At 42.0% G+C, this 17,350-nt stretch carries 14 protein-coding genes and 1 pseudogene; 11 read left to right on the forward strand and 4 right to left on the reverse strand.

Going from position 1 to position 17,350, the window contains the following annotated elements; genetic code table 11:
- Window positions 1–143: 143 nt before the first annotated feature.
- From P3G65_RS01455 to era, 6 genes and pseudogenes are all read left to right on the forward strand, one after another.
- Window positions 144–1,133, forward strand: a pseudogene (locus P3G65_RS01455) (signal peptidase I); the annotation flags it as partial.
- A gap of 70 nt (window positions 1,134–1,203) precedes the next feature.
- Window positions 1,204–2,268, forward strand: coding sequence for a hypothetical protein (locus P3G65_RS01460; RefSeq protein WP_019291398.1), 1,065 nt, complete (start codon window positions 1,204–1,206; stop codon window positions 2,266–2,268).
- 101 nt (window positions 2,269–2,369) lie between these two features.
- Entirely contained in the window at window positions 2,370–3,461 is a 1,092-nt protein-coding gene (locus tag P3G65_RS01465; protein WP_019335968.1) for a hypothetical protein, read from the forward strand.
- 49 nt (window positions 3,462–3,510) lie between these two features.
- Window positions 3,511–6,573 (forward strand): Cna B-type domain-containing protein, encoded by a 3,063-nt coding sequence (locus tag P3G65_RS01470; RefSeq protein ID WP_019291396.1) that lies wholly within the window; start codon window positions 3,511–3,513, stop codon window positions 6,571–6,573.
- Window positions 6,574–6,861: 288 nt separating this feature from the next.
- Window positions 6,862–6,963, forward strand: a complete 102-nt coding sequence (locus P3G65_RS11865) for a putative holin-like toxin (protein WP_080569884.1) — start codon at window positions 6,862–6,864, stop codon at window positions 6,961–6,963.
- A gap of 215 nt (window positions 6,964–7,178) precedes the next feature.
- Window positions 7,179–8,090, forward strand: a complete 912-nt coding sequence (era, locus tag P3G65_RS01475) for a GTPase Era (RefSeq protein ID WP_019291394.1) — start codon at window positions 7,179–7,181, stop codon at window positions 8,088–8,090.
- Window positions 8,091–8,121: 31 nt separating this feature from the next.
- Here the strand turns inward: era and P3G65_RS01480 are convergent, their stop codons facing one another.
- The 3 genes from P3G65_RS01480 to P3G65_RS01490 all read right to left on the reverse strand — a co-directional run bounded on the left by P3G65_RS01480 (window position 8,122) and on the right by P3G65_RS01490 (window position 11,754).
- Complete coding sequence (locus tag P3G65_RS01480; RefSeq protein ID WP_284071358.1) at window positions 8,122–9,342, reverse strand: PTS sugar transporter subunit IIC; 1,221 nt, start codon at window positions 9,340–9,342, stop codon at window positions 8,122–8,124.
- Between the two features lie 111 nt (window positions 9,343–9,453).
- Window positions 9,454–10,758 carry an ISL3 family transposase gene (locus tag P3G65_RS01485; protein WP_089202021.1) on the reverse strand — a complete coding sequence of 435 codons (1,305 nt, stop codon included), beginning with the start codon at window positions 10,756–10,758 and terminating at the stop codon, window positions 9,454–9,456.
- Window positions 10,759–10,956: 198 nt separating this feature from the next.
- A complete protein-coding gene (locus P3G65_RS01490; RefSeq protein WP_019291392.1) occupies window positions 10,957–11,754 on the reverse strand; it encodes a tyrosine-protein phosphatase in 798 nt (265 codons plus the stop codon).
- 225 nt (window positions 11,755–11,979) lie between these two features.
- Between P3G65_RS01490 and P3G65_RS01495 the strand changes: the two genes are divergently transcribed.
- The 3 genes from P3G65_RS01495 (at window position 11,980) to recA (ending at window position 14,974) form a co-directional block, all read left to right on the forward strand.
- A complete protein-coding gene (locus P3G65_RS01495) occupies window positions 11,980–12,720 on the forward strand; it encodes a MurR/RpiR family transcriptional regulator (RefSeq protein WP_019291391.1) in 741 nt (246 codons plus the stop codon).
- A gap of 177 nt (window positions 12,721–12,897) precedes the next feature.
- The gene (gene mutM / locus P3G65_RS01500; RefSeq protein WP_019291390.1) at window positions 12,898–13,722 is read left to right on the forward strand and encodes a DNA-formamidopyrimidine glycosylase; all 825 of its coding nucleotides are present in this window, start codon (window positions 12,898–12,900) and stop codon (window positions 13,720–13,722) included.
- Window positions 13,723–13,822: 100 nt separating this feature from the next.
- Window positions 13,823–14,974: a recombinase RecA gene (recA, locus tag P3G65_RS01505; RefSeq protein WP_019291389.1), complete on the forward strand. Its 1,152-nt coding sequence runs from the start codon at window positions 13,823–13,825 to the stop codon at window positions 14,972–14,974.
- Window positions 14,975–15,009: 35 nt separating this feature from the next.
- Here the strand turns inward: recA and P3G65_RS01510 are convergent, their stop codons facing one another.
- Window positions 15,010–16,374 (reverse strand): amino acid permease, encoded by a 1,365-nt coding sequence (locus P3G65_RS01510; RefSeq protein ID WP_019291388.1) that lies wholly within the window; start codon window positions 16,372–16,374, stop codon window positions 15,010–15,012.
- A 204-nt stretch (window positions 16,375–16,578) separates the two neighbouring features.
- On the opposite strand from P3G65_RS01510, the gene P3G65_RS01515 reads away from it, so the two are divergent.
- Window positions 16,579–16,953, forward strand: coding sequence for a YlbF family regulator (locus P3G65_RS01515; RefSeq protein WP_019291387.1), 375 nt, complete (start codon window positions 16,579–16,581; stop codon window positions 16,951–16,953).
- Window positions 16,937–17,293, forward strand: coding sequence for a YlbG family protein (locus P3G65_RS01520; protein ID WP_019291386.1), 357 nt, complete (start codon window positions 16,937–16,939; stop codon window positions 17,291–17,293). The genes P3G65_RS01515 and P3G65_RS01520 overlap by 17 nt, the downstream gene beginning before the upstream one ends.
- The last annotated feature ends 57 nt before the right edge of the window (window positions 17,294–17,350 follow it).

The raw sequence follows: 17,350 nt of genomic DNA on the forward strand, positions 1-17,350 counted from the left end.
TTTATTTTCAATATTAATTTTATATAATTGTTATGTAACTAAAATGTAACTATATAAATATTAGAAATGTTATATATATACATATGTAACTCAAAATTTATATAAAGAGAGAAATCATACTTTGGATAGAAAGGAGGAAAGGAATGGACAAGACACCCTACCCGCTCGATACGCTGAAAAGTTGGGATCTGAGTGGTGGCGGCAAGTTTACCTTGGATGCTCTTGAATTTTCACCGGACATCCAAGACCTTCTCGATGAAGTGGAACTCATCCTCTCAGCCAGCGAAGCACGGCTGAAGGATGCCCCATCAGAATCAGCCCCATCAGAAATCTTGCGCAACAAAAGTCCAGCAGTTGTGCCCGACAGCAACGACATAGTTAAGGAGCAACCACCTACAGCTGTAGCTGTGGGAAAGGATGTGCTACATACTGATCCCCAAAAGCCTTACCATTGTTATACCGCCTTTCCTCAAGAGGCAAGGCGTTATCCGACACTGGTCGTCAGTCAGATGACGGTATCGCCGGCGGCGCGCTCGGAGTTTTATCATCGGCACAGTCCACAGCTGGCTTTTGAGGATTATGGCAGTAACCACCCAGCAAAGCCCAAATCAAAAGGCGCTAGCCTTGTGAGCAATGCTTTTTTCTACCTTATCATCATCGTGCTTTTGGTCTTTGTCGAATCACGCTTAATCTTGCAGGATGAAGCCAGTAAGCCCATCAATATAGGTGGTTTTTCGCCCATGACTGTATTGTCTAACTCTATGCGCAGCGTTTATCCACGAAATACCTTCCTCCTGACTCGACAGGTGGATGCTAATACACTGGATATCGGTGATGATATTACCTTTATCACCGAGTCCGATCGAGTGGTGACCCACCGTATCACAGGCATCGAGGAAAATCATCTGCGGACCCGTGAGCGAGGTTTCACGACTAAGGGGACGGACAACCAGCGTGAAGATGCCGATATGGTCCATGCCAGCAACATCATCGGGCAGGTTATCTTTTCCAGCTATCCGCTGGGGCGCGCCATTCACTTTATCCGAAACAATCTGATTGTTTCAGTTATCGTCATGTTAATTGCTACCTTGTTGCTCCATGAGATTATCAACTATATCCTTTTGGCATTGAAATAGCGGAAGTTGAAAAAGAAAAAAGGGGGACGGCAAACGCGCGATGTGACAGAAAGCGAGGTGCGGACATATGAAACAGCGCACGAAGTTTTTTGAGAAATGGGCTTTGCAAAAGTGCACTCTAGCTGTCAAAGCCTGCCCAAAAAGCTTGCGCTTTCTGTGGCATTACAAGAAAAGGCATATCATTTTCGTCCTTCTTCTGACAACATTAAGTCTTAGCGTGAGTGGCACCTTTGTCTTTACCAACTTCGGACAACGTGTGCTGGGTATAACTTTTCATCAAGCACCGCCCGGTGCACGCTTGCATGATGACTTTGAGGGTTTTGGTCATCTGACCAATGGGTCAGGTAGAGTAAACAAAGATATCTATGTGGAGAACTTCTCCTCAAGAAAAATCTTGGCTCGAGTGCTTCTGAGCGAGTACATGGAGCGTGGACAGGGCGCGGGCGAGCTGACAGGCAATCAAGCGAGGCCACTGGAAGGTGCAGGTTTAGAGCAAGCCCAGCTTACTGATCACAGCTCTTGGGCGGTTGTTAAACCTGAGCGCGCGAGCAACTCTACGATGGCGGACTTTGTCACGCTCTATCTGGGCGATGACAATAGTCGTCCGAAAATCTTCATGCCGACCTTTAACCAAAACAATCACAGTGCCGAGTCCAATACCACAGGAGACGGGCGTGAAGGGCAGACAGGAGGATTCAACACTGACTTAGGGATACCGATGCCCGGCACGCACGATCAGTGGAGCGAGGGACAAAAGCATACGTCTGACTTACGCACTTGGGACAAGGCAGCAGAAGTAGAGGTGGTGATACCTGATGTGACCCACGTGGCACAGGCAACGGTCCAGTCCGACTTTGGCGGCTACATGACCCTGCAGGAATGGCAGAGCACAGGTAAGCCGACTGGCAACTTCTGGGTGCATGATGATAACGGTTGGCTTTACTGGGCGACATGGTTGCCCCAGCGCACAGCGACCAGTCTTCTACTGGATGCTCTAGAGGTGGACTTTGACAACAAAGACACCTACTACGGGCTTTATGCCGAGTCCGACTTGGCAACATCCGAGGATGTGGGCGACTGGACAGGAGTTTCGCCCTCAGCGCAAACGCTCCTCGACAAAATCATCAACTAAAGAAAAAGACAACTAAAGGAGGATACTATCACACCGAAAAATACCGTCTCTATAAAGTTTCAACACTCAAAAAATAAAAAAAGAAAAGGAATTATGATTTTATGAAAGATAGAACCAAAAAACTCCTCAAGATTGGTGGCCTTGCTGCGGCGCTTGCCCTGATCGGTGGAACTTTCGCCTTTACCAACTTCGGACAGCGTGTCCTCAATATCACGGAAGACACCAACCGTCCAGAATATGGGGCGCGTGTCCATGACTACTTCCAAGATGATGAAGCGGCATCCAACAAGGACGTTTTCGTCGAGAACTTTGGTACGGAGCCTGTCTTCGTACGTGTCAAACTTACAGAGCTCTTTATGCGTAATGGTCTCCCTGTCGATGAGAATGGTAATGTAATCAATGCCGAATCAACCACAGACATTGACCCGGAAGACCCAGACACATGGCCAGTCTTCATCCCTGCTTATGACTCCTCTTTAACCCAGGGGGATACAGAGCACTTTGCGGCGCTTGGTCACCGTACTATGCAAGATAACCCGTTGCATTTTATGGATAATTATTTCCACTTGCAGCTGGGACAGTCAACACCACGTGGTGACAATCGTCCGTGGTACATGCCAACCTTTAACTTCAATCCAAATAGCGATGAAACTGCGGCTTCCGGACGTGCACAGGATTTATCTTTAACTGTTCCTGGCATCACACATCCCGGTGACGGAACAGACGGCTATTGGTCTGGAGGAGACACAGCATTTGCCCTTCCAGCAATGATAGGTGCCCCTCACAATCACTCGGAAGAAGAGCATACAGCAGCACAAGTCTTGGAGCAAGACCGCGCCCCAATTCCTTTTGACCAATGGGTTGGGCTTGAGGCGGAAGACAGAGTTGGGAACTTCTGGGTGTTTGACCGAGCTACAGGCTGGGCTTACTGGGCAGACTTCTTAGACGGAGCGACGCCGGGGAGCGCTGCCGGCGGTCAGGCGACAAGCTTTTTGGTAGACAATAAAGTGCGACAACCTGGTCTTGGAGACATCGATATGGACTGGACTTATAAACTCCATGTTATCGGAGGTTTCGCAGCCGCTACACCAGATGGGATAACAGACTTCGCTGAAGAAGACACTCAGAATAATATTTCTGTAAGTAATATGGGAACTATCTTAGAAGAGATTTATATGCATCACCATGATTAGACTAAAATTATTTTAACCCACAACATCACTAAAGAAAGGAGGACAGGTTTTGAGTAAATTCCAGCAGATTTTTCGCGGACTGGTAGCTAAACGCCCTGTCCTCTTTTCGCTACTTTGTTTGTTATTACTTGCCACAGGGATAACAGGAACCTGGGCTTGGAGCAGCGGCAGACAAAGCGCCATCAATGATGGACAGGTACAGACCGCCAAGCGTACCGTCCAGCTACTCAAGCTGGAGCGAGATACAGCAGGAAACACAACCAACATCCCTGTCCCCGGCGCCGACTTTGCCCTCTATGAAATCACTCAGCAAGACCCCGAAGTTTATGAGCAGGTGGGTACGGTTAGGACCACCGATGCAGACGGGCGGATAAGTGTTGCCTTGCCACCAGGGCGGTATTTCTTCCGTGAAGTCCGTCTGCCTTATGGCTTTGCGCCCGATAAGGATCAGCAAGGACAGGAGCTAAAGCGCTACGACTTCACAGTTGAGCCCAGCACGCCCAACGGCTCTACGGTCGTGACCGCCTACAACCGCCGGCTCTCAGGCGACCTCATCATCGAAAAGACACTGAAAAACGACGACGGGCGCGAGCTTTCCGAGCTGCAAGGCGCGCAAAAGTTTGAATTTCGCGTGACCTTCTCTGATGGGGGCACGTACAGCTACCAGATCAATGGCGAGGGCGAGGAACATCAGCTGGCTTCAGGAGAGACATTGAAGCTCCGCCACGGACAGCGTGCGGTCTTTAGCGCTCTGCCTGTCGGCCTACATTATGAGGTGGAGGAAGTTGGCTTCCAGCATGGGCAAGCCCATAATACCTCGGGTAATATCAACCATGAAGCACCGTCTGTCGTAGCTTTTACCAACTTTGGTAAGACACGCACGCTTGATATTAAGAAAGAAGTGATAAACTTTGACGGCTCTGAGGTGACCGAAGAACAAAAGCTACTGGAGTTTGAATTTACCATCCAACTTCCTGATGTGCCAGAAGATGCTAGCTTTCGCTATACCACAAACCGCTACCAAATCGACGATGATCCGGAGAATGACGACGACATTCGTGAAGGCAAGCTTGCGCATGGCGACACGATAAAGCTCCGTCATGGCGAGATTCTCATTATCCATGACTTGCCCATCGGCATATCCTATAAGGTTATTGAGTCAGTTAGGACGGACTTTGTCTCTGAGACGGAGTATATCCGTGGGGAGATAGTAGCAGATACAGCGGGGAACCGCCATCTCTTCCGCAATATCTATCAGCCCGAGGGTCAGTTGCCAAGCTTTACAGCACTTGCCTTTACCAAGTTCCTCTACTCGGATGATTCTGCCGACCTCAAAGAATACTTTGAGTTTGAGGTGATACTTGAACCTCATGAAGGGCGGACTTTCCAGTATAGGATTGTGGAAGGCGATAAAGAAGGGGACTTAATCGACTTCGTCTCAGGCGATATCATTCGCTTGCGCCACGGTCAGAAAGCCCTCTTTCAGGATTTACCACCGGGCTTGACCTACAGGTTGCGAGAAATTTCCACCGACTCTTATATCGAAGCCCTACAAGAAATCAAGGGGCACACGGTCAATGTGCCCAAGGAAGAGCAAGCCAATAAGGCGCATAAGACGGAAAAGACAGTAGAGATGGAAACTAATGATGATGCGGATGACTCTGACGACTCTGATGAAGTTCCTGCTGATAATAACGACTTGCATGTCGTGCGTTTTCCCAACTACCGTATCCCGTCCGAGCGCGCCAAGTTGATTTTGCAAAAGCTTGTCGAAGGTGTGGGTTATGACGCAGGCCATGAGTTTGTGTTTGACCTCTATATCAATGATGTGAAAGACCGGGAGATTCGCCTGCGCAGTGGTGAGAGTTCTGTACCTATCGAGCTGGAGCTGGGCGACCGTTGGCGAGTGGTCGAGCATGACAGCTTTGATGCGGGCTTCAGCCAGCAGAGCATTGAGTATGGCACAGGAAGCGTGGAGGATGAACATCGCAATCGTAATATCTATGTCCGCCAGACTAACCGCTATCTCCGCTCAAACATTTCCCTTTCAGGACAAAAGACTTGGGAAAAACCTGACAGTGTGCAAGTGCCTGAGCAAATCACAGTACAGCTCCTGCAAGATGATATGGTCGTCCGTCAGACCGATGTGACCGGTCCGGACTGGACTTACCGCTTCGAAAATTTGTCCAAGTTTGACGATGCGGGCGAGGAGATAGACTATCGTATTCGCGAAGTGCCAATCTCTGGCTGGCAAACCAAAACTAAGGCGGGGTCTATCGATCTGCATAACACATGGATACCGCCAGTTAAGGCGCAGTTAGAGATTGAAAAACGCCTGATAGGCGATCCTGCACCACAGGACGAACGCTTCAGCTTTATCATGAATCCGGGTGGGCAGACGGTGCATATCACCAATAGCGGGCGCGTTTCTTTTCCTCAGGTTTCTTTGGACCGAGCGGGAACTTTTGAGTTTACGGTACATGAAAAACGTGGAAATACTTTAGGCTGGACCTATGACAATGCAGAGTATACCTGGCATGTACAAGTGGAGCAAGCTCTAGATGGCAAGCTGAGCTTAGGTAAGCAATGGCTGAGCAAAAACGGACAAGGGGTTGAGAGCTTACGGCCGGTCTTTACCAACCATTTTGACAAGCGCGCCTTGCTGGGCGAAAGTTTGGATATTCCTGTGAAAAAAGTTTGGGAACATAAGGAACTTCCTCCTAACTTGCAACCGCAGTCCATCATTGTTCAGCTCTTTGCAGGTCAGGAGGAAGTCAGCCGGAAACAGCTCAGTCAAGCGAACGACTGGCAGGCGATTTTCCAAGATGTGCCACGCTTTGATGCAGACGGCAAGGAGATTGTCTATCAGGTTAAAGAGCTGGCTGTCAATGGCTATGAGACAAAGATAAGCGGCGATGCACGGAAGGGTTTTACCATTCGCAACACTTATGTGGGAATGAAGCAACCGCCAAGCCAAGCGCCTCCAGCAGACAAACCACGAACCACGGAGCGCTTGCCAGATGTTGGCGATACTCTGGCAGTTGGTGCGGTACTTCTAGGACTTATCTTCCTACGGGTTGCTTACCAACTCTATAAGAGGAGCAACAGCTAAAAATAAAAAATGGAGCAAGTGAGGACTTGATCCGTTTTTTAATGGTGTGCCAAATATGGCTTACTGACTGCCAAGTTTTTAGAGCGGTAAAATTCCGTGGAGACAGGTTTTGCAGGGCTTCCCGAGGGGAATAGAAGCACAAGTGAGAAGGAGAAGCGCTCTTTTTAAGGCGCAACGTCTATGCTATAATGAAGCTGAGAGAGTTTTAAGCGGTTGGCTTAGTATAGAAAGAGGGGTGATGCCGATGATACAGGGCAATTCCCTATCAAACTAGAAAGGCTAGATTTTTTGAGTATTTCCAACAGCTTAAGCTTGATGCTCGCCTTTGCGGGCTTCATCCTGATGCTGCTCCATCTCATTATCGAGATAATAAAGAATACAAAAAAATAGACCGCTAACTTTTGGACAGTTCGGTCTATTTTTTGACTAACTAATGCCAACCGTCTTAAGCGGTCTCATTGGAGCTTGTTAGTAGCAAGCTCCTTTTCTTATTTTTATTATAGCATGAGCTATACTTAATATCAAGGCACTGAAAACTTTCTCTTTTCCCTCAAGAAAATATAGAAGAGGGAGAATATAAGGCTAAAATATGGTAGAATAGCATTATGACAAATAATACTTTTAAATCAGGATTTGTAGCCATTTTAGGCCGTCCCAATGTTGGAAAATCAACATTTTTAAATCATGTGATGGGCCAAAAGATAGCGATTATGAGCGACAAGCCACAAACGACACGGAATAAAATTCAAGGGATTTATACGACAGATAAGGAACAAATTATCTTTATCGATACACCGGGTATCCATAAACCGCATAATGCCTTGGGCGATTTTATGGTGCAATCTGCCTATTCTACGCTTCGTGAGTGTGACATGGTCCTTTTCATGGTTGCTGCTGACGAGCCGCGCTCGACTGGTGAAAACATGATTATTGAACGCCTGAAAACTGCAGATGTCCCTGTTATTTTGGTTGTTAACAAGATTGATAAAGTTCACCCAGATGCACTTTTTGAAACTGTTTCAGACTATACTTCACAGATGGATTTTGCGGAAGTTGTGCCAATTTCGGCGCTACAAGGCAATAACACAGAACGTTTACTCGGAACATTGAGCAACAAGCTCGAAGAAGGCCCACAATACTTCCCAGAAGATATGGTGACAGACCATCCAGAACGCTTTTTAGTTAGTGAAATGATTCGTGAAAAAATCTTGCTTTTGACACGTGAAGAAGTGCCGCATAGCATTGCAGTAACAACAGATTCGATGAAACGTGACGAAGAAACAGGTAAAATTCATATCATGGCAACTATCATTGTTGAACGTAAGAGCCAAAAAGGAATAATCCTCGGTAAAGGCGGCGATATGATTCGTAAGATTGGGAAATTGGCCCGCCGTGATATTGAACTAATGCTGGGTGATAAAGTTTATCTTGAAACATGGGTCAAGATTAAAAATGACTGGCGCGACCGTAAGATGGATTTATCTGACTTTGGTTACAAGAAAGAAGATTATATGTAAAAGTTGGCTCGTTTGAGCTGCTTTTTTATTTTTAGGATTTATTTTCCCCTTGGAATATAGTTTTCTCGTCTTCCAGATAAGAAAGATCTTGTGATTTCATAAAAGGAATATCGATGAGTATGCAAAGGATTAACTGTATCAGCTGTGCTACAATCCCTTGCCAGCCATTTGTTAAGAAACCTCCAAAAATAATAGGAAAACCTGAGGGAAGATTGACACCGTTTTGATAAGGAAGAAAGCCGATGATTGTTAATAGCCATGCGGAAAATACAGAGACAGCAGGTGTTAGCATGAGTGGAATGAGCATACGGACATTCATGATTTGGGGCAGTCCGAATTTTACTGGTTCAGATATTCCAAACATGGAGGGGATAAGCGCAAGCTTACCTACTGATTTGAGCTGTTCCGACTTACACTTGAAAATGGCGAGTAGGGCAACAGCAAAGCTTCGAGCACCGCGGTTGTTTAAAATAAAACCAGTAGTGAATAAAAAAGGAAGTGCTTGTCCGGCGCTGTAAGCTTCAAGGTTTGCCATCTGAGGTTGCTGGTAAACCATCATCAGGACAGGATACACAGCCAGTACGCCATGAATACCAAAGAACCAGATTAATTCGATAAAGGCAACGATAAACATGACTGCAAATATATTTGAGCCGAGAGAAAGAAGCGGTTTTTGCAGCAGTGTATTGATTAAATTAATCATATTACCTTGTGAGGTAAGCGAAACGAGGAGGAAGATTCCGCCCACTATAGCAGCCACCAGAACGCCAGGAACAATAGATTCAAAAGTTTTTTGAACCACTAAAGGTACGGATTCGGGCATCTTGATGGTTAATTTTTTATCAATGAAGAAAATGTAGAGTCGTGTTCCGACTAGTCCACCAATCATGGCAACGAATATTCCGGCAGAGCCAAGGTCTACAAGATTTAAAAATTGTGTCTTGTCCTCGACAGACAAGTTGCTTAGGATAAAGAAGGACATTAAGCCAACCAATGTCGCATTGAGCGGCTCGTGTTTGAGATTTGTTGCTAGTTTATAAGAAATCAATATAGCCACGTAAACAGCGACAATACTAATAGTCATAGCATTAATCTGCTCAAAAAACTTTGTCAAACCGATATTCTGGAAAAAGGGTTTGATTCCCCAAAAATCAATCGCATTGAGCAGTGAAGCAAGAGAACTAATCATCATAATGGGCATCATCCCCATCATTGCTTCAGAAATCGTCCGCATGTATAAATTAGTGGACATTTTTCCTGCGGTTGATGCAAGAACATGTGGCTCTTTGTCAAATCGGACTGATGAGTCGGATATATAAGATGATAAACTTGAGATTACTCTCAGATTTATCATCTTTTTTAGTTATTTAATTTTAATAAGGCCGTTTATCAAGAAAATTCTTATACGCATATTTGTAAATGAGTTGAATCCATAGGAAACTCTTTTAAGTGTTTTTATATGAGTGTTCTTAGCTTCAATTTTTCCATTGGAAAAATTATATTTAAGAGCGTTTCTAATACCTTCTTCATAGGAAATCAGATTTTCTATTTTATCTCTAAATTGTGTATCCAAGCTATCAGGTAGATTTTTCAATAGTTCGAAAAAGGAACGGTCATCTTTGTTTCTAAAGTGATACATTAATAAATGGAAAATGTCATAAGCTTCTTTTAGTTCAGAAGAAAATGAGAGTAGTCGATCAATCACCATAGATTCCGTTAAAAGATGGTACTTTGGAGAAGGAAAACTTCTCCAAGTTTTGAACTCTGAAATGGAAATATTTGTTTGATTTTTTAGAAGTAATTTCCAGTTTGATTTTAATTTATTTGCTTTTGACTTTTTCTTATTGGTAATTAATCTCTTCATTTCTCGGACTCTAAAATCATTAAAAGCGGTGTTCAAATGCTTCACAATATGGAACCTATCAATGATTAATTTAGCAGTAGGAAAGACATTTTTAGTTAATTGAAAGTAAGCAGCATTCATATCTGTTACTAAAAATTTAACTTTTTCCCTTTCCTCCAACGGAGAGCGATTGAAGTAAGGGATTATTTTATCTAATTTCCTACTAGGTAAAATATCTACTAATTCACCTGTTTCTCCATCAGCACATATGAAGCTCATTTTATCTTCATAACTAGCGTGAGATCTAAACTCATCTACCATTAAAACTTCTGGAAAACTCCGTGGTTTAAGTTGTTGCGGGAGTTGTGATTCAACTGACTTAAGAACTCTTAAAACTGTAGTTAATGAAACGTGGCATTGTTTAGCTATAAATGTCATAGAGATTTTCTCAGTTAATAATTCTAAAATTTTCAAAGTAATAAATTTACTGATATGACAGTTTTTTTCAACAATAGAACACTGTGCCGTCCAATTGTGCGAACAGCTTTTACAATGGAATCGTTGTTTCTTCAGTTTTAAAATAGTGGGCATATTTTGATAAGAATCTAACTGAATAGTTACTTCCTTTTTTCCATTTCTAACAACTACACTTTTCCCTTCATTATCAACAATAGTTGAACCACAGTTCCTACAAGCCGAAGGCATGGGAGAATAGACTCCAAAGATAACTAAAGTGTTCTTCCCTTTAATTTTATATTCCTCCGTATTTGTTAAATCTAAATGTTCATCTGTAATTCGTAGCATTTTTTTGATATGATTATTCAAGACATGTCGTCCTTTCTATCTTAGATTTTTGGTCGTACTTAAATTTTACTAGATAGACGACATGTTTTATATTTAAATAAACTAAAAAAGGACTGATGAATCAAAATTTGATTCATCAGTCCTTTAAATTATAGAGCCGAACATGTTTGATTTTTTTAAATTTTTTTTGATTCATTTTCTTCATAACGCTACCCATTTTTAAAATTCCTCACGACTTTCTAAATATCTTTCTTTAAGATACTGAATTTGACTTTCTGTGATTGAAAGTTCTTTTTTTACGTAATTTTCAATGCTTTGATACTGCTCTTCGATGTAGTTTAGAGCTGTGCCAAGAAATCTTGTGTCTGCCTTTTTGAAATAACTCATCGCTTTCACCAGAGAAAGATTGCCTGTTTCTTCTCTAATTTTTTTTAGACTTTGCTGGTTTTTGTCTTTTTTATAGAGATTCGTTAAGAGGTAGTCTCTGAGAATGTCCTTTTTCTCGACACCAAGTAGACCTTGCAAAAGAGCGACACCATATCCTGTACGGTCTTTTCCCCCGCGGCAATGTTGAACGATTATTCCATTCTCAGGGCTTGTATAAATCTCTATCATGCTTTTATAAACTGCCTTACAGCAGGGATCAGTTACAAAAGTACGGTTTTGCTCAATCATTAAAAACTTAATCAAGTCAGGGGTTAATGTACTTTGGTCCTCCATATCAATTTCCCCAAATTCTGCCGAAGCTAAGGCTGCGATATCAGCGACAGGAGTAAGATAAAAAGTTTGTTTTTGTCCAAAGTCTTTATTTTCGTTGCCTTGACGTTCTTCGGAGCTCCGATAGTCGATGACCGTTTTTATATGTAGTTGTTCCAGCTTTTGTTTATCTTTTTCTGTCAAATGACTGAATTCATCTGAACGGTACAAAAGTCCTTTTTTAAGTTTCCTCCCATCTCTTGTGTCATAGCCTCCAAAGTCTCGGAAGTTATAAAGCTGCTCCAAGTGAAGATTATCCATTCCTTCTTGCCCCTTTCTCTTTATACTTACAGTATAAAAAAATTTGAACACATAATATAGAGCATTTCTTAAGGTTGACAAGTTTTCCCAAACTTTTGGGATTTGTCTTAGATTTTTTTTGGAGGAGGAGTTCCGTAAGCAGTAAAACGAATTTTTTGTTAGACTATAGTAAATGTCGAAACAGTTAAAATGGGGAAATTCAGAAATAAGCTTGATTGGAGGAAAATGATATTGGCAAGGTTAGAAGAAATTATTGGACCCTATTTGAACGATTTGTCTGACAACGAAAAGCAGACTTATCAGGCTTTGCTTGAACATCGGGCGGATATTCCTAAGCTTAGTCTAACTCAGATGGCAGAACGCATCTATACATCCAAGTCTTCTCTTTTACGCTTTATTCAAAAATTAGGGTTTAAGGGAGTATCTGATTTTAAGTATTCGCTTGATTGGTCTTTGCCTCATGAGGAAAGGGAGGAGATTGATTGTGACTTTTCCCAGACTATGGTAAGTTTGGAAACAATGCTCACAAAAAATTTACTGATAGACTTTAAAAGTTTGATAAATGCTTCTTCAACTATTTATTTATGCGCTTCTTCGGAGAGCCAGTATATTTTGATGGAACTCTTTTCTTATTTATTATTAAAAAAAGGCTACCCCTCCTCGCGAATTCGTATTTCTTATGCTTCTGAACTTATAATTACTGTTTTTGAGCGACTTTCCAGCCAATCCTTGGTAATTTTCTTCTCAGCAAATGCCAAGTCATCAGCTATTCGCAATGCCTTGCATAATTTTAAAAAACGAGAAATTCCAACAATTTTAATTACTGAGCAGTCCAATGAATGGTTAGAAAAAGAGGTGAAATTGCTTCTGGCTATGGACTTTCTCTGTCATCTCTCAGAGATTTCCCGTTTTCGTCTGGGATTAAGCAGTCTTTTTATTAATTATCTTATTGAAAAATCTTTATAAGAAAAAATTTATGTTATATCGAAAAAACCAATATAATCTATTGATTTTAATAAGGAAATAGACTATAATATTGATAGGTTCAATATTTGATGGGTGGGAAGAGCTCCGGCTTTTGCATGAGTGTGCTGTACTCTCCATTTATTAGACCCAATAATTAGGATAGGATGCTGCAAACAGATGCCAGAGTTACCAGAAGTCGAAAATGTACGCCAAGGCTTGGAAAAGCTGGTGAGAAATAAAAAAATATTGGAGATTGAAAGTTCATATCCACGAATGGTTTTAACAGGATTTGAGGAGTTAAAAAAAGAACTTGAAGGTCAAGTCATCAAAGATATCCAGCGCCGTGGCAAGTACTTGCTTTTTGATTTTGGGCAGTGGACCTTGATTTCCCATTTACGTATGGAGGGGAAATACCGGGTGGAACCGCTGGAGTTTGTCAAGCAAAAGCACGATCATCTCTTTGTCAAGTTTTCAGATGCGACACTTGTTTATGCTGATGTCCGCAAGTTTGGCACTTGGGAATTATTGAAAAGTCAGGATGTTGAACGTTATTTCCTTTCGAAAAAGATTGGCCCCGAGCCAAGCTTTGAAACCTTTGATGAGAAGATTTTTGCTGAAAAACTAAAGAAATCGAAAAAGAAGATAAAACCTTATCTTTTAGACCAGACTTTAGTTGCTGGGCTAGGAAACATCTATGTTGATGAGGTACTTTGGCGCTCACAAGTGCATCCTGAAATGCTTGCTTCAGCCTTGAGCGATGTTCAAATTCACCGCATTCACGATTATACGATTGAAGTCCTCCAAACGGCAGTTGAACGTGGGGGATCCAGCATTCGGACGTATAAAAATGCGATGGGTAAAGAAGGAAGTATGCAGGAGTTACTTATGGTTTATGGCAAGCAAGGACAGCTTTGTTCACATTGCCAGCAAGCAGTGATTGAAAAGATAAAGGTCGCAGGTCGTGGATCACATTTTTGCCCATATTGTCAAAAAGTAGAGTGAAAACTTCAATTTTTTACGTACTAAAATATGCGGTGCAATCAGTTTCAAACAAAATTAAAAATGCTATAATATAAAGAGCAAGAGATTAACGGAGAAAATAATGGCTACAAAGAAAAAGAAAAAATTAGAAGATATCACAAAAAAATATGGTGCAGAACGTGAAAAAGCCTTAAAAGATGCGCTTGATCTCATCGAAAAGGATTTTGGTAAAGGTTCTTTGATGCGTTTGGGTGAAGCAGCAAGTCAAAAAGTTCAAGTCACAAGCTCAGGAAGTTTGGCTTTGGATATTGCACTTGGTGCCGGTGGTTATCCTAAAGGTCGTATCATCGAAATCTACGGTCCAGAAAGTTCTGGTAAGACTACGGTTGCGCTACATGCGGTTGCTCAAGTGCAAGCTGAAGGTGGTATTGCTGCCTTTATCGATGCGGAGCACGCTTTGGATCCCGTCTATGCTGCAGCGATTGGTGTCGACATTGACCAACTTCTTTTGTCACAACCTGACTATGGTGAGCAAGGCTTGCAAATTGCTGAGAAATTGATTGAATCTGGTGCAGTGGACCTTGTTGTTGTCGACTCTGTTGCTGCTTTGACACCACGTGCCGAAATTGACGGTGAAATCGGAGATTCGACAGTTGGTTTGCAAGCACGTATGATGAGTCAAGCCATGCGTAAGCTTGCTGCAGGCATCAACAAAACAAAAACAACGGCGATTTTTATCAACCAATTGCGTGAAAAAGTCGGTGTTATGTTTGGTAGCCCAGAAACAACGCCTGGTGGTCGTGCTTTGAAATTCTATGCTTCTGTACGTTTAGACGTTCGTGGTAGCACAAAAATCGAAGAAGGCTCTGGTGACAACAAAACAGCCATTGGTAAGTTGACGAAGATTAAAGTTGTTAAAAACAAAGTTGCGCCACCATTTAAAGTTGCTTTAGTAGATATCATGTTTGGTGAAGGTATTTCTAAAACAGGTGAACTCTTAACAATTGCCGTTGAAGAAGGCATTGTGAAGAAAGCAGGTGCTTGGTTCTCCTATAATGACGAAAAGATCGGTCAAGGTGCGGAGAAAGCGAAAGCCTTCCTTAAAGATAATCCTGAAATTTTCAATGAAATCGACCGTAAAGTACGTCAAAATCACGGTTTGATTGAAAGTGATGAAGAAAATGAAAAAGAAGATGCTAAACCAGCAAAAGCAGATGAAAAAGTAAAGGTTGAAGCAGCTGGAGTAGAAGAAATCGAGCTTGAATTAGAATAAATAAAAAAACTTCTGTATTCAGAAGTTTTTTTTATTTATAAGTCAACTGTTTTTTCTTTACGGAGATAAGAAATAATCCCGAAGACGACGATCCAGATTGCTGAACCAATCGCTGGTATACGTGTATCTTTGAAGAAGAAGAGGGAAATAAAGATTAAGCCAAATGCGACGATAGTCACTGGAACTAATACGTTCGGCATTGGAACCTTAAAGCCGTCTTCGAGATACTCACTTGATTTTCTATATTTTGTATAAGCAATCAAGGTCATGATATAAACGATCAAGAAGAGATTAGTCGCAACACTTGTGATAAAGACAAAGCCGTTAGACACACCAGGAATAAGTGAGATAAATGGGGCTAAGAAGATTAGTGCTGCTGTGAAGAAAAGGGCATTTGTTGGGATACCATTTTTCGAAAGTTTTGTGAAGGGCTGTAATGCTTTGTCTCCGTGTAATTTTGAAAGAGAGAAAAGATTACGTGTAGTTGAGAAGAGTGCTGAATTAAGCGCTGAAGCTGCAGAAGTCAAGACGACAAAGTTAATCACTGCTGCTGCCCACTTGAAACCAATAAGGTCAAAGACCATAACGAATGGAGATTGATCTGCAGGAATATCTGTCCAATGATAGATAGACATAATCGCAGTGAGTGCTCCGATATAGAAGATTAAAATACGAATCGGAATTTGATTAATCGCTTTTTTAAGTGTTGGACGTGGATCCAAGGTTTCAGCAGCGGTCATTCCGATAAATTCCATCGCAACAAAGGCAAACATTACCATTTGGAAGCTTCCGATGAAGTTTGTAATGCCATTAGGGAAGAAGGAGAAGTCCTTCGTCACATTGCTAAGACTAACTGTTGTACCATCTGCTTGGAAGCCACTGAAGGCCATGATGATGGCAGTAACAATCAAACCAACGATAGCAACGATCTTTATCATCCCAAACCAAAACTCTGTTTCACCAAAGAATTTAGCATTGAGTGTGTTTAAAGCAGTTAAGGCCAAGAGGATAACGGTTTCGGTAAGCCAGACAGGAACACTTGGTAACCAGAACTGGATGTAGACCCCGACAGCGGTTAACTCAGCCATAGCCATAAAGATAACAACAAGCCAATAAGACCATTGAATAAAATATCCGGCCTTGTTGCCTAGATAGTGACTGACGAAGTTAAGGAAAGAGTGTTGCTCAGGATCCATATAAAGCATTTCACCGATTGCACGGAGCAAGATGAACATCAAGGCACCAATAATGATATAAATCAAAAGAATGGAAGGCCCGGTCATACTGATAGATTGACCTGCTCCTAAGAAAAGACCTGTTCCGATAGTTCCTGCTATTGCAATAAGCTGGATGTGACGATTTTTCAGACCTCTCTGGGTCTGATTGTTTTCATTATTCATAAAAACCTTTCTGTAATTTTATGTACAATTATAGACATTATCAGTTAATTATATCTTTTTTGAATTAATTTGGCAAGATGATGTGCTACATGTTTAGAACAGACTTATAAAAAATGTCATTTATGGTAAATGAAAAAACAGAGAAAGTTTACGGAAGAGGGTTGAGAAAAAGCGGTAAAGTTGGTTTTCTGGTATAATAAGGTTATGTTAATCATAAATGAACAGTTGTTTGAAATTGATGATTTAATCGATGAAGTGGTTAAAGATTTTTTGGAATTACCCGAAGTCGCTACTTATCGTGCTTTAAAAAAGGCTTTTGAAGAAGATGAAGACTTACAATCTAAGCTCCGACTTCTTACGGACAATCAGGAGTATATCGCTTTTAGGCCAGAACTGGCTCAGCTCCGAAAAGAAATCCTGCTCAATGAGAAGGTTTATCAGCTTCGCGTAGCTGAAAATGATTTGCAGGAGCTGTTATCCGAGCTAACAAAAGACATCAGTTCAGCAATTTCAGAACACATTTTTGTAGATGAAAATTTACCTTTGAAAGGAGGAAGCCGTCATGGACGCCATCATTGATAAAGAAATATTGACAAAGAAATCGGAAGATAAGACAGTTCGTCCGCTTGAAATGCAAGGGAGAATTGCGCTTTTTGTCTATTGCAACTCTTACAAAGGGAACAGACAACTTAGTCACTATGGGGATCTTGGCTATACAAGCCGCAAAGCGCATTATAGCTTGCTTTATGTGAATGAAGAAGATGTTTCCGAGACAATCAAGAAACTTAAAGCACTTAAATTTGTGAAACGAGTACGTCCAAGTCATCTGAAAGATCTCAACCAGAATTTCTCTGAAGCTTTTGCGGAGACAAATGAAGTGATCAAAGGACAACTGGAAGCTGCTTTAGGTAAATTGTAATGGAGACAAGACATTATAGACAGAGCCTTTAAGGCTGTGTCTACAAAAAAACTGCCC

This window comes from Lactococcus sp. bn62 (assembly GCF_029492705.2).
Taxonomy (GTDB): Bacteria; Bacillota; Bacilli; order Lactobacillales; family Streptococcaceae; genus Lactococcus; species Lactococcus petauri.

Coding starts and splice junctions, on each gene's coding strand:
- recA (WP_019291389.1), top strand. CDS start 13,823: ATGGCTACAAAGAAAAAGAAAAAATTAGAAGATATCACAAAAAAATAT.
- P3G65_RS01515 (WP_019291387.1), top strand. CDS start 16,579: ATGTTAATCATAAATGAACAGTTGTTTGAAATTGATGATTTAATCGAT.
- mutM (WP_019291390.1), top strand. CDS start 12,898: ATGCCAGAGTTACCAGAAGTCGAAAATGTACGCCAAGGCTTGGAAAAG.
- P3G65_RS01495 (WP_019291391.1), top strand. CDS start 11,980: ATGATATTGGCAAGGTTAGAAGAAATTATTGGACCCTATTTGAACGAT.
- era (WP_019291394.1), top strand. CDS start 7,179: ATGACAAATAATACTTTTAAATCAGGATTTGTAGCCATTTTAGGCCGT.
- P3G65_RS01465 (WP_019335968.1), top strand. CDS start 2,370: ATGAAAGATAGAACCAAAAAACTCCTCAAGATTGGTGGCCTTGCTGCG.
- P3G65_RS01510 (WP_019291388.1), bottom strand. CDS start 16,374: ATGAATAATGAAAACAATCAGACCCAGAGAGGTCTGAAAAATCGTCAC.
- P3G65_RS01490 (WP_019291392.1), bottom strand. CDS start 11,754: ATGGATAATCTTCACTTGGAGCAGCTTTATAACTTCCGAGACTTTGGA.
- P3G65_RS01520 (WP_019291386.1), top strand. CDS start 16,937: ATGGACGCCATCATTGATAAAGAAATATTGACAAAGAAATCGGAAGAT.
- P3G65_RS01460 (WP_019291398.1), top strand. CDS start 1,204: ATGAAACAGCGCACGAAGTTTTTTGAGAAATGGGCTTTGCAAAAGTGC.
- P3G65_RS01480 (WP_284071358.1), bottom strand. CDS start 9,342: ATGTCCACTAATTTATACATGCGGACGATTTCTGAAGCAATGATGGGG.